Origin of the sequence: Methylobacterium sp. J-088, assembly GCF_022829295.1 — a bacterium.
Classification (GTDB): domain Bacteria; phylum Pseudomonadota; class Alphaproteobacteria; order Rhizobiales; family Beijerinckiaceae; genus Methylobacterium.
Genome location: NZ_JAKSYH010000050.1, coordinates 1 through 26,446 on the forward strand (window position 1 = coordinate 1; position 26,446 = coordinate 26,446).

26 protein-coding genes are annotated in these 26,446 nt (G+C 67.7%); 15 read left to right on the forward strand and 11 right to left on the reverse strand.

Translation table 11 applies throughout. The features are described 5' to 3' along the window. Window positions 1-105: 105 nt before the first annotated feature. On the reverse strand, window positions 106-1,290 hold the full coding sequence (locus MKK63_RS06070) for an adenylate/guanylate cyclase domain-containing protein (protein ID WP_243999691.1): 1,185 nt from the start codon (window positions 1,288-1,290) through the stop codon (window positions 106-108). Between the two features lie 81 nt (window positions 1,291-1,371). On the opposite strand from MKK63_RS06070, the gene MKK63_RS06075 reads away from it, so the two are divergent. Beyond that, complete coding sequence (locus tag MKK63_RS06075) at window positions 1,372-1,683, forward strand: FtsB family cell division protein (RefSeq protein ID WP_243927681.1); 312 nt, start codon at window positions 1,372-1,374, stop codon at window positions 1,681-1,683. A gap of 49 nt (window positions 1,684-1,732) precedes the next feature. Here the strand turns inward: MKK63_RS06075 and MKK63_RS06080 are convergent, their stop codons facing one another. Both MKK63_RS06080 and MKK63_RS06085 read right to left on the reverse strand, forming a co-directional pair. Next, window positions 1,733-2,077 carry a type II toxin-antitoxin system HicB family antitoxin gene (locus tag MKK63_RS06080; RefSeq protein WP_243999693.1) on the reverse strand — a complete coding sequence of 115 codons (345 nt, stop codon included), beginning with the start codon at window positions 2,075-2,077 and terminating at the stop codon, window positions 1,733-1,735. Then, window positions 2,074-2,376, reverse strand: coding sequence for a type II toxin-antitoxin system HicA family toxin (locus MKK63_RS06085; RefSeq protein WP_243999695.1), 303 nt, complete (start codon window positions 2,374-2,376; stop codon window positions 2,074-2,076). Before MKK63_RS06085 ends, MKK63_RS06080 begins: the two co-directional genes overlap by 4 nt. A gap of 255 nt (window positions 2,377-2,631) precedes the next feature. Here MKK63_RS06085 and pdhA point away from each other — a divergent pair, with 255 nt between their 5' ends. From pdhA to lpdA, 7 genes are all read left to right on the forward strand, one after another. Continuing rightward, window positions 2,632-3,723, forward strand: a complete 1,092-nt coding sequence (gene pdhA, locus MKK63_RS06090; RefSeq protein WP_243999697.1) for a pyruvate dehydrogenase (acetyl-transferring) E1 component subunit alpha — start codon at window positions 2,632-2,634, stop codon at window positions 3,721-3,723. Window positions 3,724-3,777: 54 nt separating this feature from the next. Beyond that, on the forward strand, window positions 3,778-5,220 hold the full coding sequence (locus tag MKK63_RS06095) for a pyruvate dehydrogenase complex E1 component subunit beta (RefSeq protein ID WP_243999699.1): 1,443 nt from the start codon (window positions 3,778-3,780) through the stop codon (window positions 5,218-5,220). Between the two features lie 65 nt (window positions 5,221-5,285). Then, the gene (locus tag MKK63_RS06100) at window positions 5,286-5,573 is read left to right on the forward strand and encodes a DUF5076 domain-containing protein (protein ID WP_243999701.1); all 288 of its coding nucleotides are present in this window, start codon (window positions 5,286-5,288) and stop codon (window positions 5,571-5,573) included. Window positions 5,574-5,588: 15 nt separating this feature from the next. Further along, entirely contained in the window at window positions 5,589-6,197 is a 609-nt protein-coding gene (locus MKK63_RS06105; RefSeq protein WP_243999703.1) for a Uma2 family endonuclease, read from the forward strand. Window positions 6,198-6,201: 4 nt separating this feature from the next. After that, window positions 6,202-7,620, forward strand: coding sequence for a pyruvate dehydrogenase complex dihydrolipoamide acetyltransferase (locus MKK63_RS06110; protein WP_243999705.1), 1,419 nt, complete (start codon window positions 6,202-6,204; stop codon window positions 7,618-7,620). Window positions 7,621-7,665: 45 nt separating this feature from the next. Next, entirely contained in the window at window positions 7,666-7,914 is a 249-nt protein-coding gene (locus MKK63_RS06115; protein WP_243999707.1) for a hypothetical protein, read from the forward strand. Between the two features lie 55 nt (window positions 7,915-7,969). Continuing rightward, window positions 7,970-9,409 (forward strand): dihydrolipoyl dehydrogenase, encoded by a 1,440-nt coding sequence (gene lpdA, locus MKK63_RS06120; RefSeq protein ID WP_243999709.1) that lies wholly within the window; start codon window positions 7,970-7,972, stop codon window positions 9,407-9,409. A gap of 158 nt (window positions 9,410-9,567) precedes the next feature. Here lpdA and MKK63_RS06125 read toward each other — a convergent pair whose 3' ends face one another. Then, on the reverse strand, window positions 9,568-10,524 hold the full coding sequence (locus tag MKK63_RS06125) for an HNH endonuclease (RefSeq protein WP_243999711.1): 957 nt from the start codon (window positions 10,522-10,524) through the stop codon (window positions 9,568-9,570). 499 nt (window positions 10,525-11,023) lie between these two features. Here MKK63_RS06125 and MKK63_RS06135 point away from each other — a divergent pair, with 499 nt between their 5' ends. Together MKK63_RS06135 and MKK63_RS06140 are read left to right on the forward strand one after the other, a co-directional pair. Next, window positions 11,024-12,007: a threo-3-hydroxy-L-aspartate ammonia-lyase gene (locus tag MKK63_RS06135; protein WP_243999716.1), complete on the forward strand. Its 984-nt coding sequence runs from the start codon at window positions 11,024-11,026 to the stop codon at window positions 12,005-12,007. 122 nt (window positions 12,008-12,129) lie between these two features. After that, on the forward strand, window positions 12,130-12,507 hold the full coding sequence (locus MKK63_RS06140) for a HesB/IscA family protein (protein ID WP_243999718.1): 378 nt from the start codon (window positions 12,130-12,132) through the stop codon (window positions 12,505-12,507). Between the two features lie 151 nt (window positions 12,508-12,658). Here MKK63_RS06140 and MKK63_RS06145 read toward each other — a convergent pair whose 3' ends face one another. From MKK63_RS06145 to MKK63_RS06155, 3 genes are all read right to left on the reverse strand, one after another. Next, complete coding sequence (locus MKK63_RS06145; protein WP_243999720.1) at window positions 12,659-13,717, reverse strand: sensor domain-containing diguanylate cyclase; 1,059 nt, start codon at window positions 13,715-13,717, stop codon at window positions 12,659-12,661. 103 nt (window positions 13,718-13,820) lie between these two features. Next, window positions 13,821-15,389, reverse strand: a complete 1,569-nt coding sequence (locus MKK63_RS06150) for a DEAD/DEAH box helicase (protein WP_243999722.1) — start codon at window positions 15,387-15,389, stop codon at window positions 13,821-13,823. Between the two features lie 187 nt (window positions 15,390-15,576). Further along, window positions 15,577-15,909 (reverse strand): hypothetical protein, encoded by a 333-nt coding sequence (locus tag MKK63_RS06155; protein WP_243999724.1) that lies wholly within the window; start codon window positions 15,907-15,909, stop codon window positions 15,577-15,579. Between the two features lie 414 nt (window positions 15,910-16,323). Here MKK63_RS06155 and MKK63_RS06160 point away from each other — a divergent pair, with 414 nt between their 5' ends. Both MKK63_RS06160 and MKK63_RS06165 read left to right on the forward strand, forming a co-directional pair. Then, entirely contained in the window at window positions 16,324-17,190 is an 867-nt protein-coding gene (locus tag MKK63_RS06160) for an outer membrane protein (protein WP_243999726.1), read from the forward strand. Between the two features lie 188 nt (window positions 17,191-17,378). Next, entirely contained in the window at window positions 17,379-17,870 is a 492-nt protein-coding gene (locus MKK63_RS06165; protein WP_243999728.1) for a PRC-barrel domain-containing protein, read from the forward strand. Window positions 17,871-18,025: 155 nt separating this feature from the next. Here the strand turns inward: MKK63_RS06165 and parE are convergent, their stop codons facing one another. Continuing rightward, the gene (gene parE, locus MKK63_RS06170; protein ID WP_243999730.1) at window positions 18,026-20,086 is read right to left on the reverse strand and encodes a DNA topoisomerase IV subunit B; all 2,061 of its coding nucleotides are present in this window, start codon (window positions 20,084-20,086) and stop codon (window positions 18,026-18,028) included. Between the two features lie 386 nt (window positions 20,087-20,472). Here parE and MKK63_RS06175 point away from each other — a divergent pair, with 386 nt between their 5' ends. Beyond that, entirely contained in the window at window positions 20,473-20,661 is a 189-nt protein-coding gene (locus tag MKK63_RS06175) for a hypothetical protein (RefSeq protein ID WP_243999732.1), read from the forward strand. Between the two features lie 158 nt (window positions 20,662-20,819). Here MKK63_RS06175 and topA read toward each other — a convergent pair whose 3' ends face one another. Then, window positions 20,820-23,528 carry a type I DNA topoisomerase gene (topA, locus tag MKK63_RS06180; protein WP_243999734.1) on the reverse strand — a complete coding sequence of 903 codons (2,709 nt, stop codon included), beginning with the start codon at window positions 23,526-23,528 and terminating at the stop codon, window positions 20,820-20,822. A gap of 207 nt (window positions 23,529-23,735) precedes the next feature. On the opposite strand from topA, the gene MKK63_RS06185 reads away from it, so the two are divergent. Together MKK63_RS06185 and MKK63_RS06190 are read left to right on the forward strand one after the other, a co-directional pair. Next, window positions 23,736-24,008, forward strand: a complete 273-nt coding sequence (locus tag MKK63_RS06185) for a BrnT family toxin (protein ID WP_243999736.1) — start codon at window positions 23,736-23,738, stop codon at window positions 24,006-24,008. A gap of 28 nt (window positions 24,009-24,036) precedes the next feature. Next, entirely contained in the window at window positions 24,037-24,297 is a 261-nt protein-coding gene (locus MKK63_RS06190; protein WP_243999738.1) for a BrnA antitoxin family protein, read from the forward strand. 4 nt (window positions 24,298-24,301) lie between these two features. Here the strand turns inward: MKK63_RS06190 and MKK63_RS06195 are convergent, their stop codons facing one another. Continuing rightward, window positions 24,302-25,261: a molybdopterin-dependent oxidoreductase gene (locus MKK63_RS06195; RefSeq protein ID WP_243999740.1), complete on the reverse strand. Its 960-nt coding sequence runs from the start codon at window positions 25,259-25,261 to the stop codon at window positions 24,302-24,304. After that, complete coding sequence (locus tag MKK63_RS06200) at window positions 25,258-26,118, reverse strand: cytochrome b/b6 domain-containing protein (protein ID WP_243999742.1); 861 nt, start codon at window positions 26,116-26,118, stop codon at window positions 25,258-25,260. Before MKK63_RS06200 ends, MKK63_RS06195 begins: the two co-directional genes overlap by 4 nt. Between the last annotated feature and the right edge of the window lie 328 nt (window positions 26,119-26,446).

Here is a 26,446-nt window from a genome sequence, read left to right on the forward strand (position 1 = left end):
GGTTCCCCTCTCCCGACCCCTGCTCACGCAGGGGCCACCCTCCCCCGCAGAGGGGGGAGGGAAAGGCGCGGAAGGCCCATCCTGCACCGGAAAATCCGGTCCCGCCTAGGGCTCCCCCGGCACGCTCCAGACCCGCATCGGCCGCGACAGGCCCCGCAACTCGATCGTGCCGACCGGCTCCAAGCGCCGCGCGCACCGCTCGGCAAAGGCATCCGACACCAGAAGTTCGTGGCCGAGCGCCGCGCATTGGCTCTCGATCCGGCTGGCCTCGTTGACCGCCCGTCCGATGATCGTGAAGTCGAGCCGCCGCGCGGTGCCGACATTGCCGTAGATCACCGTCCCGAAATGCACGACGCACTCGGCCGGGAGTTCGGGCAGCCCGGCCGCGCGGCGGCGGACATTGAGCGCCGCATTGGCCGCGAGTCCCTCGGTCGCGGCATCGAGGGCGCCGCCGCAGACCGGGCAGGGGAGGGTGCCGGCATCCGGCACCGGAAAGATCGCCAGGAACCCGTCGCCTAAGAATTTCAGGATCTCGCCCCCGTGCTGTTCCACCGGGTCGCCGAGGGCGTCGAAATGCTCGTTGAGCCACGCGACCATGTCGGCCGGATCCACCCGGTCGGCCAAGGCCGTGAAGCCGCGCAGGTCGGTCAGCAGGATGGCGGCCGGCACGGCGCGTCCCTCGCCCCGCCGGATCTGGCCGTCGAGGACGCGCTCGGCGGTGGAGCGGCCGAGATAGGTGGCCGACACCTCGCGGAAGGTGTGGGCCAAGCCCATCTTGGCGATCGCCAGGGTCAGGAACGGCAGCACGTCCGCGATGGCCGACAGGTGCGCGTCGGTGAAGCCGGCAGCCTCGCGGGTGCAGAACGAGACCGCGATGCCCTGGAGCGCCGTGCCGGGGGCGAACGCGACGATGTGCAGGACGTAGTCGACCCCGCCCTGCGCCCCCAGCGCCTTCAGGACCGGAAAGTCCGCCTCCAGCTCGGGGGCGTCGAGGCGCCAGCGGCCGAACGTCTCGCCGGTCTCCACCAGGGCGTAGACCGGGCTCAGCAGCCAGTCGCTCTCCTCGTCGGCACCGTGGGCATTGGCCACGAACGACATCCCCTCGCCCGCGTGCCAGTTGAGGCTGACGCCACGCAGCATCGGATCCAGGGCCGGCGCCATGACGCTGACCCGCCAGACCGGGATGCCGGCCTCGACCAGCGCCTCGCAGAAGCCGGAGAGCAGGGTGTCGTGGTCGTCCGTCGCCGTGGCGTGTTCGGCGATCCAGCGCCTCAGATGCGTCAGGTCCATCCCTCAGGCTCGCCCTCTGTTCGTGCCGGTCGCGTGCGTGATCGACGTGATCCGTTAACCTTTCCGCGCGAGGGTCACGCCATGGTCGTGCGCCGCCGAGTCAGAATGGTTGTGTTGCCGCTGGGTCTCTGGACCCTGTCGGCACTCGTGGTCGGTTATTTCGTGTGGCAGGCCGAGAGCGGCAACCGCGGCCTAGAGGCCAAGAAGGTCCTCAAGATCCGCGCCTACCAGCTCACCCAGGAACTCAACGCCGTGAAGGCCGAGCGGGCCACCTGGGAGCACCGGGTGGCGCTCCTCAAGAGCGATCAGATCGACCGCGACCTCCTGGAAGAGCGCGCGCGGATCGTGCTCGGGCGGGTCCACGCCAACGACGTCGTCATCATCACGCCGTGATGACCAGCCTCCGCGACCCGCGTGACCATCGCGGTCGCGTGCGCTGTGATCAGGCGGCGTCCGCGTCGGCGGCCCTTCGAAGAACCTCCTCACCCCACTGATTGAGGCTCTTGCCCGACAGTTCCGCGGCGCGGGCCACGTTGGCATGAAGCTCCGGCGAGACGCGGAACTGCAAGCTGCCGGAATAGGGGCGCTGGGGCGCCTTGCCGACCTTGGCGCAGGTCTCGACATAGTCCTCGACCGCCTCGCGGAAGGCCGCCTCCAGAGCGGTAACAGTGTCGGCATGAAAGCCCACGCCATCGCTGATGCCAGCGATGGTGCCAACGAAGACGTGATCGTCGGCGTCGAACTCGACCCGGGCGGCGTAGCCCTTGTATCGAAGCACGTTGCTCATCTGCCCGATCCTTCCTCGCTCGCGTCCGGCGCCTCGGTCAGGACCACCCCGATCTTCGTCAGGAACGCCCGCGCCGCCCTGATCTGGTAGCGCTTGGCTTCCTTCTCGGGATGCGGCCTGTGGAACGTCTCGACGTGCTCGCCCTCGGGGCCGAACGCGAACCGCACGCGTGAACCGGATCCCTCGACGACCACGCAGCCCGCGGCGACCAGCAACGCTTCAACCGCGTTCCACTCGATCGTCCCCGACACCGGGTCGGTGAACACCCGCGTCAGCGTCTTGCGGTGCCGAGAGTTCATGCAAGCATAATGCGCTTGCCTGATCGAGACTCAAGCAGAAAATGCTTGCTTTGACAGGATCGGCGTTTGGGCTGGGCTCCGAGCATAGGCCTCAGGATACGCGCGAGCGGTTTCAGGACGTTCGCCCCCCGATGCGATGCAGTCCCGAAAGCCTTCTGACAACAACGGCTTCCTGTCAGAGCGGCGACCCTCGCTTTCCAACCGGCGCTGTCCTACACCCCCACGAAGTCGCGTGGAATCACGGGGAGAGCGCCGATGGATGCCGCCAAGGAGCCCGCAAAGGACGCCTCGTCCGGGTCATCGCAGGCTGCGAGCCCTCAGGCCGGAAGTCCTCAGGCCGCCGAGTCGCATAAGCCGGCGGCGCCCAACATGCCGCAGTTCACGCGCGATGAAGATCTCCACGCCTATCACGAGATGCTGCTGATCCGGCGCTTCGAGGAGAAGGCCGGCCAGCTCTACGGCATGGGCCTGATCGGTGGCTTCTGCCATCTGTATATCGGCCAGGAAGCCGTGGTGATCGGCATGCAGATGGCCTCGGTCGACGGCGACCAGGTCATCACCGGCTACCGCGACCATGGCCACATGCTGGCCTGCGGCATGGACCCGAAGGGCGTCATGGCCGAGCTGACCGGCCGCCGCGGCGGCTACAGCCGCGGCAAGGGCGGCTCGATGCACATGTTCAGCCGCGAGAAGCAGTTCTTCGGCGGCCATGGCATCGTGGGTGCCCAGGTCTCGCTCGGCACCGGGCTGGCCTTCGCCGACCATTACCGGGAGAACGGCAAGGTCAGCCTGACCTACATGGGCGACGGCGCCGCCAACCAGGGCCAGGTCTACGAGAGCTTCAACATGGCGGCCCTGTGGAAGCTGCCTGTGGTCTACGTGATCGAGAACAACCGCTACGCCATGGGCACCTCGGTCGCCCGGGCCTCGGCGCAGACCGACTTCTCGAAGCGCGGCCTCTCCTTCGGCATCCCCGGCGAGCAGGTCGACGGCATGGACGTCCGCACGGTCCGCGAGGCCGCCACACGGGCGATCGAGCACGCCCGCACCGGCCAGGGCCCGTACATCCTGGAGATGCAGACCTACCGCTATCGCGGCCACTCCATGTCCGATCCGGCCAAGTACCGGACCAAGGACGAGGTCTCGAAGATGCGCGACGAGCACGACCCGATCGAGATGGTGCGCAAGCGCCTGCTCGAATTGCACGGGGTGCCGGAGGCCGATCTGAAGGCGACCGACGCCAAGGTCCGCGAGACCGTCAACGCCTCGGCCGAGTTCGCCACCAACGATCCCGAGCCCGATCCGTCCGAGCTCTGGACCGATATCTTGTTGGATGCGCACGCCTAGCGCGATCCTGAAACCCTGGCCGCCCCGACCGAAAAGACGACCGCAGAGCTGAGCATGGCGACCGACATCCTGATGCCCGCCCTCTCGCCCACCATGGAGGAGGGCAAGCTCGCCAAGTGGCTGAAGAAGGAGGGCGATCCGATCAAGTCCGGCGACGTGCTGGCCGAGATCGAGACCGACAAGGCCACCATGGAGGTGGAAGCGATCGACGAGGGCGTCCTCGCCAAGATCCTGATCGCGGAGGGTACCGAGGGCGTCGCGGTCAACACGCCGATCGCCGTCATCGCGGCCGAGGGCGAGGATCCGGCGAGCGTCCAGTCGGGCGGCGCGCCGAAGCCCAACGGCGCCGGCGGCCATCCGGCCCCGACCCCCGACATGCAGGCCGAAGGCATGGCCGACACGGCCGCCCCGGCGTCGAAGACCGGCGACGACGCCCCGCGGGCGCCGGCGGCACCGGCCGTCATCACCAACAAGGCCGACGCGCCGGTGATGGAGGAATTCCCGGCCGGCACGCCGATGGTCACCACCACCGTGCGCGAGGCCCTGCGCGACGCCATGGCGGAGGAGATGCGCCGCGACGGCGACGTGTTCGTGATGGGCGAGGAGGTCGCCGAGTACCAGGGCGCCTACAAGATCACCCAGAACCTGCTGCAGGAATTCGGCGCCAAGCGGGTGGTCGACACCCCGATCACCGAGCACGGCTTCGCGGGCATCGGCGTCGGCGCGGCGCTGGCCGGGTTGAAGCCGATCATCGAGTTCATGACCTTCAACTTCGCCATGCAGGCGATCGACCACATCATCAACTCGGCGGCGAAGACGCTCTACATGTCGGGCGGCCAGCTCGGCTGCCCGATCGTGTTCCGCGGCCCCAACGGCGCGGCCGCCCGGGTCGGCGCCCAGCACAGCCACGATTATTCCGCGTGGTACTCCAACGTGCCGGGCCTGAAGGTGATCGCGCCCTACACGGCGTCCGACGCCAAGGGCCTGCTCAAGGCCGCGATCCGCGATCCGAATCCGGTGATCTTCCTCGAGAACGAGATCCTGTACGGCCAGTCCTTCCCGGTGCCGCAGCTCGACGATTTCGTGCTGCCGATCGGCAAGGCGCGGATCCACCGCCCCGGCACGGACGTGACCATCGTGTCGTTCGCCATAGGCATGACCTACGCGCTCAAGGCCGCGCAGGTGCTGGCCGAGCAGGGGATCGAGGCCGAGGTGATCGACCTGCGCACGATCCGTCCGATGGATTCCGAGACGGTGGTCCGGTCGGTCAAGAAGACCGGCCGCTGCATCACCGTGGAGGAGGGGTTCCCGCAATCGGGCATCGGCGCCGAGATCGTCGCCCGCCTGATGGTCGATGCCTTCGACTACCTCGACGCCCCGGTCCTGCGCATCACCGGCAAGGACGTGCCGATGCCCTACGCGGCCAACCTCGAGAAGCTGGCCCTGCCGAACGTGGCCGAGGTCGTCGAGGCGGCCAAGAGCGTCTGCTACAAGTGACCGGTGCGTGGGCGGGCCTGGTCCCGCCCCGTCCCGGCAGGGGGTCGAGGAACAGCCGGCGCGCCATGAGCCAGGATACCAGCAGCGACTTCGCCGAACTCGCGATCCCGCCCGACGCCCGGGAACAGGGCGGCGTCGAGGTGCTGCGCGCCGCCGTGGTCGATGGCGCGGTGAGCGTCGCGCTCCGCCGCTCCTTCGACGATCCGGCGACCTGGGGCCGGCTGCTGGCCGACCTCGCCCGGCAGGCCGCCCGCGCCTACGCGCTGGAGACCGACCTATCGGAGGAGGAGGCGATCGAGCGCATCCGCGCCGGGTGGGAGGCCGAGGGGCTCGACCCCGGCGGCCTCAACTAGCGATGGCACGCGACCATGGCTGAGGCGGCCGTCCGGCAAGCGACCTACGCGGATCTCGAAGCGGTCCCCGAGCATCGCGTCGCCGAGATCATCGACGGTGTGCTGGAGACGCATCCGCGGCCGAGGCCGCGGCATGGCATTGCCGCGGCCCGCCTGTCGGGAGAGCTGGATCGGCCATTCGCACGCGGCCGTGGCGGCCCTGGTGGATGGGTCTTCATCATCGAGCCTGAACTTCATCTGGGATCCCAGGTGGTCGTGCCCGATCTCGCGGGCTGGCGCCGCGAGCGGATGCCGACCGAACCCGAGGATGCCTACATCGAAACGCCTCCGGATTGGATCTGCGAGATCCTTTCGCCGTCCACGATCCGCCTCGACCGTGGCCGCAAACGCAGCATCTACGGCGAGGCCGGGATCGGCCACCTCTGGCTGCTCGATCCGGGCGAGGGCGTGCTGGAAGGCTTCGCGTCCGAGAAGGGCCGCTGGGTGCTCCTTGCCACGATCCAGCGCGGCGAGACCGTGGCCCTGCCGCCCTTCGACGCCGTTCCGTTCCCCTTCGACGACCTGTTCCCCTTCGACAATCCGCCCTTCGACGATCCGGCCGCCCCGGCCTTGCCCGAGACCTGATGCCATGCCGATCAACGTGCTGATGCCCGCGCTCTCGCCCACCATGGAGAAGGGCAACCTCGCCAAGTGGCTGAAGAAAGAGGGTGACGCGATCAAGTCCGGCGACGTGCTGGCCGAGATCGAGACCGACAAGGCCACCATGGAGGTGGAGGCGATCGACGAGGGCGTGCTCGCCAAGATCCTCGTGCCCGAGGGCACCGCGGACGTGCCGGTCAACGACCTGATCGCCATCATCGCGGCGGAGGGTGAGGATCCGGCGAGCGTCCAGGCCGGCGGCGATGCGCCGAAGGCGGCCTCCAACGGCGCGGCCAAGCCCGAGTCCAACGCTTCCGCCGCCGACCAGAACACCACGCCCGGCGGCGGCCACATGTCGTACGAGCGGATCAACGCCGCGCCGGAGGGTGCGCAGCCGAGCGGGACGCCGCAGGGCGGCTCGGGCGGGCGGGTCTTCGCTTCGCCGCTGGCCCGCCGGATCGCCAACCAGGAGGGCGTGGAACTCGGTGCCGTCCAGGGCAGCGGTCCGCATGGCCGCATCATCGCCCGCGACGTCCAGGCCGCCAAGGCCTCCGGCGCCACCAAGGCTCCCGCACCCCAGGCCGCCGCACCCCAGGCCGCCGCCGAGGCGCCGAAGGCGGCAGCTCCCGCCCCGAAGGCCGCGCCCGCGGGTGGGGCGCCGGCCGGGCTCACGACCGATCAGGTCAAGGGCTTCTTCGCCAAGGATTCCTACGAGGACGTGCCGCTCGACGGCATGCGCAAGACCATCGCCAAGCGCCTCACCGAGGCGATGCAGGTCGCCCCGCACTTCTACCTGACGGTGGATTGCGAGCTCGACGCGCTGATGACGCTGCGCGAGACGCTGAACGCCTCCGCCGGCAAGGACAAGGACGGCAAGCCCGCCTTCAAGCTCTCGGTGAACGACTTCGTCATCAAGGCGATGGGCCTCGCGCTGACCCGCGTTCCGGCCGCCAACGCGGTCTGGGCCGAGGACCGGATCCTGCGCTTCAAGAACGCCGAGGTCGGCGTCGCGGTGGCGATCGACGGCGGGCTGTTCACCCCGGTGATCCGCCGGGCCAATGAGAAGACGCTGTCCACCATCTCCAACGAGATGAAGGACTTTGCCGCCCGCGCCCGCGCCAAGAAGCTGAAGCCCGAGGAGTACCAGGGCGGCGTCACCTCGGTGTCGAACCTCGGCATGTTCGGGATCAAGCACTTCACCGCGGTGATCAACCCGCCGCAATCGAGCATCCTGGCGGTGGGCGCGGGCGAGAAGCGCATCGTCGTGCGGGACGGGGCCCCGGCCGTCGCGCAGGTGATGACCGCCACCCTGTCGTGCGACCACCGGGTGCTCGACGGGGCGCTCGGCGCGGAGCTGGTCTCGGCCTTCAAGTGGCTGATCGAGAACCCGATGGGCATGCTGGTGTGAGGGGGGACTCTGCTATGATCGTGTGAGCGGTCAATGGAGAGTCGCGTGTCCGAAGTCACCGATCTGGTCTTGCCGGTCCTTCAACGGATGCAGAGCGACATCGCCGAGGTGAAGCGCGATGTCGCAGCGATCAGGACGACCCTGGCAGGTCATACCGAGAAGCTCGAAGAACTGGAGATCTACGTCGCCTACGAGACCGGCCTCGGCACGCAGGCGAAGGCGGATCTGCAATCGATCAAGAAGACGATCAAGGCCATGGAGCAGCGGCTGAGCGCGCTGGAGACCTCGTCCTGATCGCCGCCTCAACGACGGTGCGGGCGCGCGCCACACAGCGGAGAGCTGAGACACGATGTCCGACACCTACGACGTCCTCATCATCGGCGCCGGGCCCGGCGGCTACGTTACGGCGATCCGGGCGGCACAGCTCGGGTTCAAGACCGCCGTGGTCGACCGTGAGCATCTCGGCGGCATCTGCCTGAACTGGGGCTGCATCCCCACCAAGGCGCTGCTCCGCTCGGCCGAGATTTATCATTATTTCCAGCACGCCGGTGATTACGGTTTGACGGCGGAGAAGGTCGGGTTCGACACCGCCGCCATCGTCAAGCGCTCCCGCGGCGTCTCGGGCCGGCTCAACGGCGGCGTCGGCATGCTGCTCAAGAAGAACAAGGTCGACGTGATCTGGGGCGAGGCGGCGGTCGACAGCGCCGCCAAGGGCAACCAGCCCGGCCAGGTCACCGTGACGGAGACCAAGCGCGCCGAGGCGCCGAAGGGCGCCAAGGGCGCCGGCACCTATCAGGCCAAGCACATCATCGTGGCGACCGGCGCGCGCCCCCGGGCGATCCCCGGGATCGAGCCCGACAAGAAGCTGATCTGGACCTACTACGAGGCCATGGTGCCCGAGGCGATGCCCAAGAGCCTGTTGGTGATGGGCTCGGGCGCCATCGGCATCGAGTTCGCCTCGTTCTACCGCACCATGGGCGCCGAGGTGACCGTGGTGGAGCTGCTGCCGCAGATCCTGCCCGTGGAGGATGCCGAGATCGCAGGCCTCGCCCGCAAGCGCTTCGAGAAGCAGGGGATCAAGATCCTCACCGGCGCCAAGGTCACGAAGGTCGAGAAGGGCGCCAACTCGGTCACGGCGACCATCGAGGGCGGCGACGGCAAGTCCCAGCAGATCACGGCGGAAAAACTGATCTCGGCGGTGGGCGTCGTCGGCAACATCGAGGGGATCGGCCTCGAAAAGCTCGGGGTGACGATCGACCGCGGGATCGTGGTGACGGACGGGCTCGGCCGCACCAACGTGCCCGGCCTCTACGCCATCGGCGACGTCGCCGGCCCGCCGATGCTCGCCCACAAGGCCGAGCACGAGGGCGTCCTCTGCATCGAGACCATCAAGGGCCTGCACACCCACCCGATGGACAAGGCCAAGATCCCGGGCTGCACCTATTGCCAGCCGCAGATCGCCAGCGTCGGGCTGACCGAGGCGAAGGCCAAGGAGCAGGGCTTTGCCGTGAAGGTCGGCCGGTTCCCCTTCGCGGGCAACGGCAAGGCGATCGCGCTGGGCGAGCCGGACGGGCTGATCAAGACCGTGTTCGACGCCAAGACCGGCCAGCTGCTCGGCGCCCACATGGTCGGCGCCGAGGTGACCGAGCTGATCCAGGGCTACGTGGTGGCGATGAACCTGGAGAGCACCGAGGAGGAGCTGATGCACACGGTGTTCCCGCACCCGACGCTCAGCGAGATGATGCACGAGAGCGTGCTGGATGCGTATGGGAAGGTGATCCATACGTAGGCTGAGTTATCCGATTTCGCAGGCTCAATTAGATCAAGGCCTCGGAATGCTCATCGGCGAGCGTTCCGAGGTATGCTTTCTTATTCCGCTACCGTAGTGCGAATAAGAATTTATATGCCGATTGTATATTCGGAAGCAGCGCCCAACCGAGCTGTGAATTACAAATCCCCACGGTCGCCATACGTCCCTTTGAATATCAATTTTTCGCCTCTGACCAATTGATCGCCTGACAAATCTAGTTCTTTTAGTTGCGGAATACCATATTTCTTGACTTCTTCCGCGCTAAACAGCGGCAAGATAGGCATCTCCAAGCCGTCTATCTCTACCGCAAAATCTTTCGTAGCCGAAGGTATATTTATCTGAAAAGACTGCATGCCGTAATGCACTACCAGCATCGCATAAGGCAGTTTCAAATAATCGTTGTTTCGATAAAGCATTGAAACGATTATACTCGAAGCCCTACTTGGTCCTGGCATCGTGTAGGACTGGATGGGCAACGTCCGAACAATCTCCTCTGGTCGCAGTGACCCCATCAACCAAGCCACTGCATCACCAAAATATCGATATTTTTCATCTTCGACTAAACTAATCCCCATCTTGATGAATGTTTTCCAAACATTGCTTGGAACATAAGAAGGAACATCCATATCGAATTGAAGTGTCTTATTTATTTCATCGACAACAAAAAAATCACTATCTTCCTGATGATCAACATGCATTCCCTGGTCGCTCCAATCTATTCTAGACTTCTTATCCCGGCTCTTGAATGTCGGATACTTGTTTTTGCCCCTAAGACCAGCAAATACCTTCCTAGGCAAAAACCAATTTCCAAAATCGTTTTCTATCGTATTACCGAACAGCTGATTACAATCATCGCACTCGTATCTCGTGAAGATCGTATTATTGCCGAGCGCTTCCGGGATTGCGTGAGCAATATTTTTAAACTTCACTTCAGGCGCCGTCTTTCTGCAAAACCGGCATTGATTTTCATTTGCCCGACCTAGGATGATTTTCGGCTCATCAGGAGCAATACGCCAGAATTTCAAATCATAATGCTTCATGTAGAAGCTCATCGACTCATCGATCAGTCGTTCGATCTCTTCATCGGATTGCACGCGCTTCATTTTGACGAAGCTACAAATCTGTAGAAGGAAGTTTAGCAGTCACCCCCGCCCCACCTCCACCGGCTCCGCCTCCTCCGGCAAGGGTACATACGCGCACCACTCACAAATCCCCCGCTCGGCCCCCCGCTGCGCGTTCCGCTGTGAGCAGAGCGGACACACCAGAAGAATCAGCCGTCCGCCGGCGCGCAGGGCCAGCCCGCGGCCTCGGAACGTGACCTCATGGGCCCCGTCGCCCGGCTTTTGCGCGCGTACCCAGCCGCTCACCGGGCGCCCCCTCCGGCCAGCCGGTCAGAGCCCGTGCCGCGCCGTCCGTTCGATCCCATCCGCATGCGATGCCGCCCCCCAGCGCTGCTGCCAAGATTGATCCCGCCGGGACAAGCCCTGAGCCGGCGAATGGCTCCGCTTCCGGCTGTGCATGGGACCGGGATGCGCGCGGGCCCGATCGCCCGTATGACTCACCCCACACGAAGCGGGAGCGAGTCGGGATCCGATGCAGGGCGAACACGGCGCGGCGGCCTCCGGCCTGCCCACCTATGCCGACGTGGCGCGCGCGGCCGAGCGGATCGCGGGGGCCGCGCACCGCACGCCGGTGCTCACCTCCCGCACCGCCGACGCGCGGACCGGCGCAAAACTGTTCTTCAAGGCCGAGAACCTGCAGCGGGCCGGGGCCTTCAAGTTCCGCGGGGCCTACAACGCCATCAGCGCCCTGTCCGAGGCGGAGCGCGCCCGCGGGGTGATCACCTTCTCGTCGGGCAACCACGCCCAGGCGGTCGCCCTGGGCTGCCGCCTGCTCGGCGCCCCGGCCACGATCATCATGCCGGAAGACGCCCCGGCGGCGAAGATCGCGGGCACACGCGGCTACGGCGCCGAGGTGATCCTGTACGACCGCTACAGCCAGGACCGCGAGGCGCTCGGCCGGTCGATCGCGGAGCCCCGGGGCCTGACGCTGATCCCGCCGTTCAACCATCCCGACGTCATCGCCGGGCAGGGGACGCTGGCGCAGGAGCTGATCGAGACCGTGGGCCCGCTCGACGTGCTGGTGGCCTGCCTCGGCGGCGGCGGCCAGCTCGCGGGCTGCGCGCTCGCCGCCGCGGAACTGTCCCCGGGCTGCCGGGTGATCGGCGTCGAGCCCGAGGCCGGCAATGACGGGCAGCGTTCGTTCCGGGATGGCCGGATCGTGACGATCCCGGTGCCCCGCACCATCGCCGACGGGGCGCAATCGACGGCGCTCGGCGCGCTCACCTTCGGGATCATCCGGAGCCACGTGGCCGACATCGTCACGGTCTCGGACGCGCAGCTCGTCGAGACCATGCGGTTCTTCGCGAGCCGGATGAAGATCGTGGTCGAGCCGACCGGCTGCCTCGCCGCGGCGGCGGTGCTGCACGGGCTCGTGGATATCAAGGACAAGCGGGTCGGCGTGGTGATCAGCGGCGGCAACGTCGATCTCGCGACCTTCGCGCAGCTCACCGCCTGACGCGCCGAATGCCGGGCGGGTGTGACCCGGGCGCGGTGGACCGAGGGCCGCCCAATGCTTATCTTGTAGCCGTCAGAATGCGCGCCCCCGGGCCTTGAACCCGGATCGGCGGGAGGGTGACGATGTCGACTGGGTTCAAGGTTCTCTCGCTGACCGATCGGGCCGCCGATCGGATCAAGGCGATCATGGCGGATGCCGACCGGCCGATCGCCGGCCTGCGGGTCGGCGTGCGCAACGGCGGCTGCGCCGGCATGTCGTACACGATGGAGTATGCGGAAGCCGTCAAGCCCGGCGAGGACGTGGTCGAGGATCGCGGCGTCCGGGTGTTCGTGGATCCGAAGGCGGTGCTGTTCCTGCTCGGCACCGAGATGGATTTCACCACCAACAAGCTCGCGTCGCAGTTCGTGTTCAACAACCCGAACCAGACCTCGGCCTGCGGCTGCGGCGAGTCCGTGGCGATCACGCCGGTCTCGGCCGACCGGATCCCCGCTCCGGTCTGAAGTCCCGGGTTTCCAAAGGACGAGTCCTTTGGTGGGGTGTCGGGGTGAAACCCCGACGAACGGCTCTTCCACCTCCTTCGAGGGGGGTGGAAGAGCCGTTTCGCAGGGCTCTGCCCTGCACCCGCGAAAGGGCTCGCCCTTTCGAAACCCGTTACGCCACCTGCGTCAGGGCCTCGGCGGTGTCGTCCACGGCGCGGTTGCGGCCGCCGCGCTTGGCCGCGAACATGCACAGGTCGGCCCGCTCCATCAGCGAGGCCGGCGTATCGCCCGGGCGCAAAACCGCCACGCCGAGCGACACCGTGACCTTGCCGAGCGATTCCCCCGTCGAGCGCTTCACGAGTTCCCGCCCCATCACGCTGGCGCGGACCGTCTCGGCCACCTGCCGCGCGGCGCTGCGGTCCGCCCCGGGCAGGACGATGCCGAACTCCTCGCCGCCGAACCGAGCGAGCTGCGCGGTTTTGCCGGCCTTCTCGCGCATCACGATCGCCACGAGCCGGAGCACCTGATCACCCGTCAGGTGGCCGTACTGGTCGTTGAACCGCTTGAAGAAGTCGATGTCGAGGATGATCAGGCTCATCGGGCCAGCCCGCAGGCGCGCCGCGTCCATGGCCGCTTTCAGGGCCTCCTCGAACGACTTGCGGTTCGAGAGGCCGGTCAGCGTGTCGGTCAGGCTTTCGAGGCGGGTCGCCTCCAACTTCTCGCGCAGGGTCTCGATCTCGCTGCGGGTCTCGCGCATGCGCGCTTCGAGCACCCGGTTGTTCACCGCGACCTCGCGGGTCGTGGAGGCGAGCGTCGCGACGATCTCGCCCAGCCGCGCGCCGCTCGGCAGGCCCTGGGCGAGGTCCTGGGCCAGCCCGCGCAGGGATTCGCCGAACTGGGCGGTGGAGCCGAGGGAGAGATCGAGGATATCGGTGACGGCGGCGATCTCGCTCAGGACCACGCCGCTGATGTCGCCAGCCGCGGTCGCAAGGCGCCGCCCATCGAGATACGTGTCGTGCAGGTCGTCGATATCCGCTTCGGTGAGGCCGCCATTCTGGGTGGTGAGGCGCTTCACCGCGTCGCTGAGCAGCGGAATTTCCGCCGCGACGTAGGTGTACCAGACCGCGTAGGCACGGGGGGTCGCGGAGGGGCCGTAGTCGCGAATCAGATCGTGCGCCCGCTTCGCCAGCGCGAAGCTGCGATCACGATCCGAATGGGTCTCCTGGCTCATTCCGGTCCTGCCGCTCCCCAGACCACCGGCGCTTCAGCGCTCGGGGCCTGAAGACCAATCTACGGCAGGTGGGTAGATGGGACGTTAAGCCGGAATAGTCTCGTTATTTATCTTTCTTCGCCATGACTGGACGAAGCAGGAAGGCGGGCACGTGCGAACCCAGGCCGACGGGGGTGTCGCCCTCCGCCTCGCCCCGGCGCCCGCGCTCGTCCCGCGCCCGCTCCTCGCGGCGCGGCTCCGGCGCGGGCCGGCTCTGGGCCCGCGGGGCGCCGGACGCGGGCCGGCTCTCGGCCCGCGGAGCAGTGGATACGGGCCGGCTCTCGGCCCGTGGAGCAGCAGATACGGGCCGGCTCTCGGCCCGAGGAGCAGCAGACGATCCGCCGCGCCCGCCGCGCGCCTTCGGGCGCTCCCCGGCCTCGGCGCTGCGACCACCGCCCGAGGCAGCGCCCGAGGCAGTGCCCTTGGCCGAGCGCCCCCCCCGGCGGCCTTCGCCGGAGCGGCCACGATGGCGGGTGCTGGTCTCGCCGGAGGAATCGGCCACCGAGGTCAGATCGCCGTCGAACCACGGGATCGGCTGGCCGATCAACGTCTCGATAGCCCCGAGCGAGCGCGCATCCTCCGGCGACGCAAGCGTGTAGGCCGTGCCGCTCCGGCCCGCGCGCCCGGTACGGCCGATCCGGTGGACGTAGTCCTCCGGGTGGTGCGGCACGTCGAAGTTGAAGACGTGGCTGACAGCCGGAATGTCGAGCCCGCGGGCCGCCACGTCGCTGGCAACCAGCAGGGCGGTCTCGCCGTTCCGGAAGGCGTCGAGCGCGGTGGTGCGGGCGCGCTGATCCATGTCGCCGTGGAGCGCCGCGGCGTCGAAGCCGTGGCTCACCAGGGATTTCTGCAGCAGGGCGACATCGCGCTTCCGGTTGCAGAAGATGATCCCGTTCTTGAGTTCGGCCTCGCCGCGGATCAGGTCCCGCAGCCGCTCGCGCTTGGAATGGCCCTCGGAGCCGGTGGCAACGAGGCGCTGCGTGATCGTGGTGGCCGTGGAGGCCGCCCGCGCCACCTCGACCCGCTGCGGGTTGTGCAGGAACATGTCGGCCAGCCGCTCGATCTCCGGCGGCATGGTCGCGGAGAAGAACAGGGTCTGCCGGGTGAACGGCACCATCTTCACGATGCGCTCGATATCGGGGATGAACCCCATGTCGAGCATCCGGTCGGCCTCGTCGATCACGAGGAGCTCGACACCGGTGAGCAGCAGCTTGCCGCGCTCGAAATGGTCGAGCAGGCGGCCGGGCGTCGCGATCAGCACATCCGTGCCGCGCATCAGCTTGGCGTCCTGATCGGCGAAGGAGACGCCGCCGATGATCAACGCCACGTTGAGCTTGTGGTTGGTGCCGTAGCGGTCGAAATTCTCGACCACCTGGGCGGCCAACTCGCGGGTCGGCTCGAGGACGAGCGTGCGCGGCATCCGCGCCCGGGCGCGGCCGTTCTCCAGCAGCGTCAGCATCGGCAGCGTGAAGGCGGCGGTCTTGCCGGTCCCGGTCTGGGCGATGCCGAGGACGTCGCGGCGCGCCAGCACGTGGGGGATAGCCTCGGCCTGGATCGGCGTCGGCTCGGTATATCCCGCCGCTTCGACGGCATTCAGGACTTTCTCACTCAGTCCCAGGTCGGAAAAAGGCATCTGCGTTCAGGAACCGTTGCGCGCCCGGCCGGCGCGAAGGACACCGTCGCGGCAACGGCTGGGGATGGCTCGCGCGGGGCGCTGGTACGCTCCCGGGGCCGCGGGGCGCATGCTGAGAGTCAGTTAGGGGGTTGGCGCGACTTGTCAATCTCGCAATGCGCGACCCTGCGCCGCCACGCACAGCGGATCAGGGCCTGAGCTGCGCCGGGTCGGCCAGGCGGCAGGGGTCGAGATGCGTGCCGCGCGCTGCCCCGGCAGCGGTGATCGCGCCGGTGGTCTCGGGCTCGACCGGCACCGGACCGGCCGCATGGACGATCCGGGCGGGCGCATCGCCGGCCGCGATCCACCGGGCCAGCTGCGTGGTGCCGAGGACGGCCAGGAATCCGACCACCGTCGACACGCGCAGCGTCCGGCCGAGCAGGCTCGCCGATGGATCCGACTTGGTGCGTTCCGGGCCTGGCGCATCGACCGGCCGCCGCCGGCCGAAGGATTTCGGAGCCTGATCGTGGCGGACGGGCATGAGCGACTCACTCTGCCGAGCGCGCGCCCGGTCTTCGACCAGGACTCATCGGATGACAGGGTTAACCCGGACTTTACGCGCCGCGCCGCCGGACAGATCCGAAACGGGGCAGTGCCGTTTCCGCACCCGAAGCTTCCTGAGTTGACGCTTTCGATTGTATTTGCCCTCACCGATCATCTAATTGCAACTTAAAATTCAGTTTATATCGCTATCTACAAATCAATTATTAGACTATCAAACGCAATTATTACGTTCACATCGTTCTCATGAAGGATTACAGCGGGTCGAAGTCTTCATGATTCGTTGATAGGAAGCATCTAGTCTGCCGATGCTTGTTGCAGGAAAGCGACAGACCTTGCGCACCGGAGCGCTTAGAAGACTGCCGGCTCCCGTCAACCCAGGACCTTTGGAACTATGAAGAAGCTTCTCCTTGCGTCGACTGTGCTTGTCGGCACCGCCGCCGCAGTTTCCGCGGCCGACCTGCCGCGCCGCGCGGCCCCGCCGCCCGCTTTCGCGCCCGTGCCGGTCTTCACCTGGACGGGGTTCTACTTCGGTGGAAACGCCGGCTACGGCATCGACGCCAACAGCCGCCGCACCACGAACTACAACCTGCCGGCCGGCTCGGTCGTCGGGTCGGAGGACACCGCTGGCGTCATCAGCGTGAACAAGCGGCCGAGCAACGACGGCTTCACCGGCGGCGCGCAGGTCGGCTACAACTACCAGTTCACGCCGGGCTCCGGCGTGGTGATCGGCTTCGAGGCTGACGCCCAGTATGTCGACTTCGCCCGCCGCGCCAACGGCACGCAGAACTACACCGGCCTCGGCAATCCGGGCTACGCCTTCACCAGCCCGCGCGCCTACGTCGCCACCAGCGGCAATGGCCTCGACTACTTCGGCACGGCGCGTGGCCGCATCGGCTACGCCTTCGACCGGACCCTCGTGTACGGCACCGGCGGTTACGCCTACGGCTCGGGCCAGGACGACCAGAACTTCGCTGGCCGTCGGTTCCGCGACAGCTTCCGCACCGGCTACGCGGTCGGCGGCGGTGTCGAGTACGCGCTGCCCACCGACTCGTTCCTGAACTTCTTCAAGTCCTCGGCCGTGACGTTCAAGGTCGAAGGCCTGTACGTGAACCTCGACCGCCAGAAGAACGCCGCCTCCGGCGTCTACCTCCCCGGCGTCCTGCCCCCGAACGGCACCGTCTACCTCAACGGCGGCGCCGCCAAGACCGAGTTCGCCGTCATCCGCGCCGGCATGAACTACAAGTTCGGCTCGTACTGAGCTTCGCGCACGGGGCCGGGTTTCCCGGCTCCGTCGCGAACGGGTCCGGCCGCAAGGCCGGGCCCTTTTTCGTTCTGTGGACCCCGAACGAGTGGGGCGGGTGCGACATGGCGGGCCGGAACCGGGCCGGGACCGAACGATTGTGCCCGCGTCGCCCGCTGGACCAGGGCGCAGCGGAGCGATCAGCCATGCGGAACCCTTGTCTTCTCCTGTCGCTGGCGGCCTTCCTCGCCGCCGCCCCGGCTCATGCCCAGGACACGAGCGTGATCGGCAACGGCACGGTCCTGCCGGGAACGGGGCCGGGGACATCGACCGGCGGCGGCACCGGAGCCGGCCGCTTGATGGAGGCGGCCAATGCCCAGGATGCGGCGAAGCGTCAGGGATTGAAGCCTGTCGCGTTCCTGACCACGACGATGATCGGGGTAGAGGTGCGCAACGCCGCGGGCGACAGCGTCGGCAAGATCGACAATTTGCTGATCGCCGATGGCGGCACCCTGAAGGCAGTCGTGCTCGATGTCGGCGGCTTCCTCGGCATCGGCAGCAAGCACATCGCGGTGGAGCCCGGCGCCCTGGTGCTGCGGCCGGGCGGCGACCGGTTCTCGGCGGTCCTCAACATGAGCAAGGACGCGATCTCCGCCGCCCAGCCCTTCGATCCCGCGAAGGCGATCGCCGCGCAGTAGGCTGAAGCGCACCCCGACGAAGCGGACATGGGCTCGGCGCAAGAGAGCGCGTCGCAACGCGCGTATCGAGTCGCGACCGATGGCAACGCGCGCGGGCAGGCTTCTCATTGCTTTACACCGCCGCATCACGCGATGCGGCGGCCGGAGCAGGGGCCTCAGATATCGAGATCCGCGCCCTCGGCGAAGGCGGCGCGCTCGCTGATGAAGGCGAACCGCGCCTCGGGCTTGTTGCCCATCAGGCGCTCGACCGTGTCGCCAGTCGATTCCCGGGCCTCGTCCAGGATCGCGACGCGCAACAGGGTGCGCTTCTTCGGATCCATGGTGGTCTCCTTGAGCTGGGCCGGCATCATCTCGCCCAGGCCCTTGAACCGCCCGATCTCGACCTTGCCACCCTTGAACACCGTCTTGGTGATCCGCTCCCGGTCGGCGTCGTCGCGCGCATACGCCACCTTCGAGCCCTGCTGCAGCCGGTAGAGCGGCGGGATCGCGAGGTAGAGGTGGCCGCGGTCGATCAGCTTCGGCATCTGGCGGTAGAAGAACGTGATCAGCAGCGAAGCGATGTGGGCGCCGTCCACGTCGGCATCCGTCATGATGATCACCTTGTCGTAGCGGAGATCCGCCTCGCGGAAGGCCGTCCCGGTGCCGCAGCCGAGCGCCAGGGTCAGATCCGAGATCAGCTGGTTGGCGCCGAGCTTGTCCCGGCTCGCCGAGGCGACGTTCAGGATCTTGCCGCGCAAGGGGAGGATCGCCTGGGTCGCCCGGTCGCGGGCCTGCTTGGCCGAACCGCCGGCGGAATCACCCTCGACGATGAAGATCTCCGAGCCCGCGGTGCCGGCCGCCGAGCAATCGGCGAGCTTGCCGGGCAGGCGCAGCTTGCGGGTGGCACTCTTGCGGGCGACCTCCTTCTCCTGGCGGCGGCGCAGGCGCTCCTCGGCGCGGTCGATCACCCAATCCAGGACCTTGTTGGCCTGGGCCGGGGAGGCGGCCAGCCAATGGTCGAAGGCATCGCGCACCGCCGTCTCGACGATGCGCTGCGCCTCCACGGTGGCGAGCTTGTCCTTGGTCTGGCCCTGGAACTCCGGCTCCCGGATGAACACCGAGAGCATCGACGCGCAGGTCGCCATGACGTCGTCGGTGGTGACCGCCGTCATGCGCTTGGCCTGGTTCACCCGCTCGGCGTGCTCGCGCAGGCCGCGCAGCAGGGCGACCCGCAGGCCGGCCTCGTGGGTGCCGCCCTCGGGGGTCGGGATCGTGTTGCAGTAGGAGTGCGAGAACCCGTCCTCGGTGACCATCCAGGCCACCGCCCATTCGAGCGACCCGTGCGAGCCCGGCTTGGTGATCTTGCCGGAGAACATCGCCTCGGTGACGAGTTCCTTGCCCTCGATGTCCCGGGCGAGATAGTCGCGCAACCCGTCGGGGAAGCGGTGCACCGCCTCGGCCGGCACGTCCGCCAGCCCTTCCAGCAGGGCGGGGGCGCAGCGCCAGCGGATCTCGACGCCGCCGAACAGGTAGGCCTTCGAGCGCGCCATCTTGAACAGGCGGCGCGGGTCGAACTTCAGCGAGCCGAAGATCTCGGCGTCGGGATGGAAGCGAACCCGCGTGCCGCGCCGGTTCTGAACCCGGCCGACCAGCTCCAAGGCCCCCTGCGCATGACCGCGTGAAAACGTCTGGCGGTAGAGGGTCTGGTTGCGGGCGACCTCGACCTCGAGCAGGTCGGAGAGCGCGTTCACCACCGAGATGCCGACGCCGTGCAGGCCGCCCGAGGTCTCGTAGACCTTCGAGTCGAACTTACCGCCGGCGTGCAGCGTGGTCATGATGACCTCCAGCGCCGACTTGCCGGGGAATTTCGGGTGCGGGTCGACCGGGATGCCGCGGCCGTTATCGGTCACCACGAGGGAGCCGGATTCCTCCAGCTCGACCTCGATGAAGCTGGCATGGCCCGCCACCGCCTCGTCCATGGAATTGTCGATCACCTCGGCGAAGAGGTGGTGCAGCGCCCGCTCGTCGGTGCCGCCGATATACATGCCGGGCCGGCGCCGGACCGGCTCCAGGCCTTCCAGCACCTCGATGTCGGAGGCGGTGTAGCCGGCCTCGGGCTCGGCGGCCGCGAGCGCTGTGACCGACGCCGTGGCCTCCAGGCGCCGCCGCGGCTCGGGCGAACGGGCGGCCGAGCCCTTCCCGCCCGGCCCGAACATGTCGCGTGCCGGATCGCTCACGCGCGGCCTCCGCGGGCGCGGCGCGTCGGCCGGCTCGGAATCGCGCAGACGGATCTGGGGTCGTGGAGCATGCGCCTTCATCCCCGCAACATAGCGGAACAAAACGGAAACATCAAAGCCATTCGCCTGGAGCGTTTCGCTCTGGCGACGCGGCGCTATCATCGCATGCTGCGCCGCCGCGAGCGAGGGGCTGTTCGGCGCGCCCGTACGGGACCATTCGGCCGCGCGTCATCGCAGTGTTGCACAACAATGGGTTAAAGCTTTCTCGCGACGCAACCGCCGGATCTGAGTAGATCTCCGCCGGAACGGTTCCGAACGCGCGACGTTGTTGGCGAAGATAAAACTTGACCGTGGCCAGCGGGCCGCAGTCCTGGGAGGCTCAGTCCATGAGTGACGCCGCGATCGAGGCCCGTCGCCTGACGCTGATTCGCTTCGAGCATGCGGCCGGCGCCGCCTTCGGATGTGACGACGATGCGGCCGGCATTCCGACTGCGCGCGCCCTGGTCAACGCCACCACGATCGCGCTGGCGACCTTCGCGACCGCGGTCGCGGCGACGATCACCTATCTGGTCTGAGCCGGACAGGATCCGTGACGTGTTCCCGGTAGGCGTGAACCGGAGCGAATTCCGTTCGACGTCCAACCCTCCGCCTCATCCAGAACTGCCCGAGCGCGGCGGAGTCCTGAGGATGAGGAGGTGGATGGGATCACCGTCTCCTCCACCCCAAGGTGCGTTCAGCCAGCCCCCGTCTTCTTCGCCGGCGCCTTTTTAGCGGCCGGCTTTTTCGCGGGTGCCTTCTTGGCCGTCGTCTTGTCGCCGCTGGCCGCACGGGACGACGTTTTTGCCGTGGGCTTGGCCGTGGTCTTCCGCGCGCCGCCGCGCTTGACCGGCTTGCCGCCGCCCGCGGCGCGCTTGGCATTCACCAGGGCGATCGCCTCGTCGAGCGTCAGCGCCTCGGCGGCCATCGTCTTCGGCAGCGTGGCGTTGACCTCGCCATCCGTGACGTAGGGGCCGTATTTGCCGGCCTTGACCACGAGGTCGCGTCCGCTGGTCTCGTCCTTGCCGATGGGCCGGCCCGGATCGGCGGCCGGGCGCCCACGTCCGCCGCCCTGCTCCTTGGCGACGATCAGGTCGATGGCGCGGTTGCCGCCGATCTCCAGCACGTCGTCGTCCTTGCCGAGATTGGCGTAGGTCTTCCCGTGCTGCACGTAGGGCCCGAACCGGCCGAGATTGGCCAGGATCGGCTCGCCGGTCTCGGGATGGCGCGCCACCTCGCGGGGGAGCGACAGCAGGGCCAGCGCCTTCTCCAGATCGACCGAGGAGGGGCTGGCCCCCTTCGGCAGCGACGAGCGCTTCGGCTTCGCGGCGTCCTTCTCGGTGGAGGCCTCGCCGAGCTGGACGAACGGACCGAACCGCCCGTCGCGCAGCGTCACCGGCAGACCGGTGACGGGATCGTTGCCCAGCACCCGCACGCCCGGCTGGCCGCCCTCGGCGGACGAGCCGTCCCCGTCGCCATCGACCCCCGTGGCCGAGAGCTGACGGGTGTATTTGCACTCCGGGTAATTCGAGCAGCCGATGAAGGCGCCGAACTTGCCGAGCTTCAGCGACAGCTGGCCGGCCCCGCAGGTCGGGCAGGTGCGCGGGTTCGAGCCGTCGCCCTTGTCGGGGAAGATATGTGGGCCCAGCAGGCCGTTCAGGGCCTCCAGCACGTCGGTGACGCGCAACTCCTTGGTCTCGCCGATCGCGGCGGAGAAGTCGCGCCAGAAGTCGCGCAGGACCGCCCGCCAGTCGATCTCGGCATTGGAGACCCGGTCGAGCTGCTCCTCCAGGCTGGCGGTGAAATCGTACTCGACGTAGCGCCGGAAGAAGCTCTCCAGGAAGCCCGTGACGAGCCGGCCCTTATCCTCCGGCTGCAGCCGCTTCTTTTCGATTTTGACGTATTCGCGATCCCGCAGGGTCTGGAGCACGGCCGCATAGGTGGACGGGCGGCCGATGCCGAGTTCCTCCATGCGCTTCACGAGGCTCGCCTCGGAATAGCGCGGCGGCGGCTCGGTGAAGTGCTGGGTCGAGCTGATCCGCTCGCGCTTGAGCGGATCGCCGGCCTTCATGGGCGGCAGGCGGCGGCTCTCCTCGTCCTCCTCGTCGTCCTTGCCCTCTTGGTAGAGCGCCAGGAAGCCGTCGAACTTCACAACCTGGCCGGTGGCGCGCAGATCGATCTGGCGCGGCCCGACCTTCGCGGTGACATCGACGGTGGTCCGCTCCAATTCGGCCGATTCCATCTGGCTCGCCATGGTGCGGGTCCAGATCAGGTCGTAGAGCTTGGCCTGCTCGGGCTCGAGGTGGCGCGCGACGGCCTTCGGCAGGCGGCCCATATCGGTCGGCCGCACCGCCTCGTGGGCCTCCTGGGCGTTCTTGGCCTTGACGGTGTACTTGCGCGGCACGTCCGGCACGTAGCGGTCGCCGAACTCCTTGCCGATCACCCGGCGGGCGTCCTGGATCGCCTCCGGCGCCATGTCGACGCCGTCGGTCCGCATATAGGTGATGATGCCGACCGTCTCGCCGCCGACATCGACGCCCTCGTAGAGGCGCTGGGCGACCCGCATCGTCTGGGCCGGCGCCATCCCGAGTTTTCGCGAGGCTTCCTGCTGGAGGGTCGAGGTCGTGAAGGGCGGCTGCGGATGGCGCTTGGCGGGCTTGGCCTCGACGCTCGCCACCTGGAAGGTCGCGAGTTCGAGATCGCGCTTGAAGGCGGCCGCCTCCTCGCCCGTGCCGACATCCAGGCGCTGGATGCGCTTGCCGTCGGCGCCCACGAGCCGGGCCTCGAAGGTGGCGCCGTCGGCGGTCGTCAGCGTGGCGATGAGCGTCCAGTACTCGCGCGGCTTGAACCGCTCGATCTCCATCTCGCGCTCGACCACGAGGCGGAGCGCCACCGACTGCACGCGCCCCGCCGAGCGGGCGCCCGGCAACTTACGCCACAGGACCGGCGAGAGGTTGAAGCCCACGAGGTAATCGAGCGCCCGGCGCGCCAGGTAGGCATCGACCAGGGCCTGGTCGATCTCGCGCGGCTTGCGCATCGCCTGCTCGACCGAGGACTTGGTGATGGCGTTGAAGGTCACGCGCTCGACCGGGATGCCCTTGAGCACCTTGCGGGCGTTCAGCGCCTCCAGCACGTGCCAGGAGATCGCCTCGCCCTCGCGATCCGGGTCGGTCGCCAGGATCAGCTTGTCGGCGCCCTTGACGGCCTTGGCGATCTCGCTGACCCGGCTGGCGCCACGGTCGGCCAGCTCCCAGATCATCTTGAAATCCTGTTCGGGATCGACCGAACCGTCCTTGGCCGGCAGGTCGCGGATATGCCCGAAGGAGGCGATCACTTCATAGTCGCGGCCGAGATACTTATTGATTGTCTTCGCTTTGGCCGGCGACTCGACGACGACGACTTTCATACAGACCTCTGCCCCTGACGGAGCCTGGGCGCGACGGACGAATTCTGTTCGAGATTCGCGTGGGACAGATGCCCGCCGTCGGGCCGGGGCCGCGCGCCGGGGACAAGTGGGTCACGGGCGGCGGGTTGTCAAATGGCGGGGGTGACGCAAGCTTCACCCGAGGGAGTCGGCGTAGGCCGCGCACGAGGCCTATATGAGTCGTGTGCGATGGCGATCACTTGCGATCCCGCGAAGCGCGATCGGACGCTGGCGGAACGGGGACTCGATTTCGAGGACGCAGCCGTTGTGTTCGAAGGTCCGGTGTTCACGTTCGAAGATACCCGCCAGGACTACGGCGAATGCCGTATCGTCACCGTCGGCTTCCTGGCCGGTCGCATGACGAACATAATCTGGACTCCGCGCGGGTGGGACCGTCACGTTTTCTCGATCAGGAAGGCCAATGTCAGAGAGCAGAAGCGCTACGCACCGCTCATCCGCTGAGGCTACGATCAAGAGCGACCTGGCCAAAGTGGACGCACACACGATCACGCAGGAGGAGTACGACGAGATCCCCGAGTTGACGGACGCGATGCTCGCGCGCGCCGATTTTTATGTCGGCGACCGATTCGTACGGCGTGGGTCGACCGGCAGGTCCGACGCGATGGTCGCAATCCATCTCCTGCCGGAGATCGTGACATATTTCCGCGCCCAGGGTCCGGGTTGGCAAGCCCGCATCAACACCGTCCTGACGGAGGCGATCGAGCGCGAGCGTACGTTGAAATCTCGCTGAGCGCTCAGATCCCCGCGTACCATTCGTAGCCGCGATCCTCCCAGTAGCCGCCGCTACCCTGGCCGATGCCGGCCAGCGACTCCACCATCTCCACCCGCATCACGTACTTGGCCTGCTTGTAGCCGAGCTGGCGTTCCACCCGCAGGCGCAGGGGCGCGCCGTTCGAGACCGGAAGCGGCTTGCCGTTGAGGTCGTAGGCCAGGATCGTCTGCGGATTGAAGGCGTCATAGAGGTCGATGCTCTCATAGTAGCGGATCGGCGTCCCGATCGGCTCTGGCTCCGGGGCCGCATCGCCCTGACCCCAATCGTCTTTCGGCGCATCGGTGGCGGTGGCCGGGCCGCCCCAATCGTCGGCGGCGGCGAGCTGGACATAAGCCTCGCGCACCGCCCCGGGATGGGTCGGGCGCCACAGGGACGCCCCCTGACCGCGGCCCTTGCCCCCGCCCTTGGGGCCCGCTTCGACCTCCAGGGTGTCGGCGCAGTGGAACACCGCGTAGCGCGCCTGCGGCTTCAGCCCGGCCTTCTTCAGCACCTCGGCGAGCGGCACGCCGCTCCATTGCCCGATGCAGCTCCAGCCCTCCACGCAATCGTGACGGGTGATCTGGGTGCGCGCGGGCAGGGCACGCAGGTCCGCGAGGCTGAGCGAGAGCGGCGTCTGGACGAGCCCGTCCACCGTCAGCTTGAAGTCCGAAAACGTGCGCGCCGCGAGGCTGCGAAACGCCCGGTCCGGCGGGTCGATGGTGCCGTTCGGCTTGAACCAGGGCGAGATCATCGAGGCCGGGAATTCCCGGGCCAGGGTCGTGGGCGACATCAGCAGGCGCTGGACGTACTGGTTGGCATCCTCGCCGACCTGAAGGGTGCGCTGACCCCTCTCGGTCCCGGCGAACTTGTCGCAGCCGCCGAGCAGCGCGGTGCCCATCAGGCCCGCGCCGGCGGTGAGGAGCTTGCGGCGGTGGAGGATCATCGCGCGCTCTCCCGGTCGCGGCCGAGGCTGAACCAGCCGGTGATCATGCCGCGCATGTTGTTGACGAGCCCGGAGACGATCACGAGCACCACGTGGACCACCACGAACAGCACGATCAGCCCGGCCGCGATGAAGTGGATGCTGCGGGCCGATTGCCGGCCGCCGAACAGCTCCGTGAGCCAGGGCCAGGCGGCGTCCATCCCGGGCGACATGGCGAGACCGGCGAGCACCATGGCGGGCAGCAGGCCCAGCACGAGGACGAGGTAGGTCAGCTTCTGGATCGCATTGTAGCGCTTGGCCTCCGTGCCCTCGGGGAAGCGCAGGAGCAGGTGCTCCTTCACGGAGCCGCCGAGGTCGCGGATCTGGTCGCCGTCCGGGATCAGGCGTCGGCGAAGCTGGCCGGAGACCAGCCCGTACAGGAGGTAGACCGCGCCGTTGATCACCAGCAGCCACGCGAACAGGAAGTGCCAGCGCCGCCCCGTGGCGAGGTCCTGGTTGGCCGGCAGGGTCGCCCAGGACGGGAAGGCGCGCTCCACCTCGGTGCCGCCCTCTTCCGACAGGCCGAGCAATCCTGTGGTGTCGAGGGTGTGGGAGCCGATCGTCACGACGCCGCGGTTGGTGCCGTCGCGTCCCTGATCGCTGGTGATGGCGAGGGCCGGCGTGTCGAAGGTCGAGACCGCGCCCCAGTAGAGGGCCGGGTGGGCGTTGAAGATCTGCAGGCCGCTCATCAGCAGCACGAGCAGCACCGCGGCGTTGATCCAGTGCGCCAGCCGGATCACCAGCGGGTGGCGGTAGAACCAGCGGCGCCCCTGCCGGTCGACGGTCTCGGGGGCTTCGAGGGCAGGGGAGGCGGCCAAGCGTTCGGATCCCGGGGAGGCGGTGCGGGGCCGGGAAGGATATGCGTCCCGGCCGTTCGGGCGGATACGTGGGGCAGGGGCGTTCGGTTACCATCCGCCGGAAAAAAGGCCGCAGGCTTTTCCCCTCCCAAGCGGCTGGGCCGATTCGGAGCACCACCCAGCCTGAATCCCCGCGCGTCCTCCCGCCCCCCTCTGCGCTAACGGATCCACACGTCTCTCTTGGAATGGGGAAGGCGGCTCCGCGCCTCTCCCTCCCCCCTTTGCGGGGGAGGGTGGCCCCCAAAGGGGTTCGGGTCGGGACGAAGTCCCGCGAGGGGGGAACCCGGCT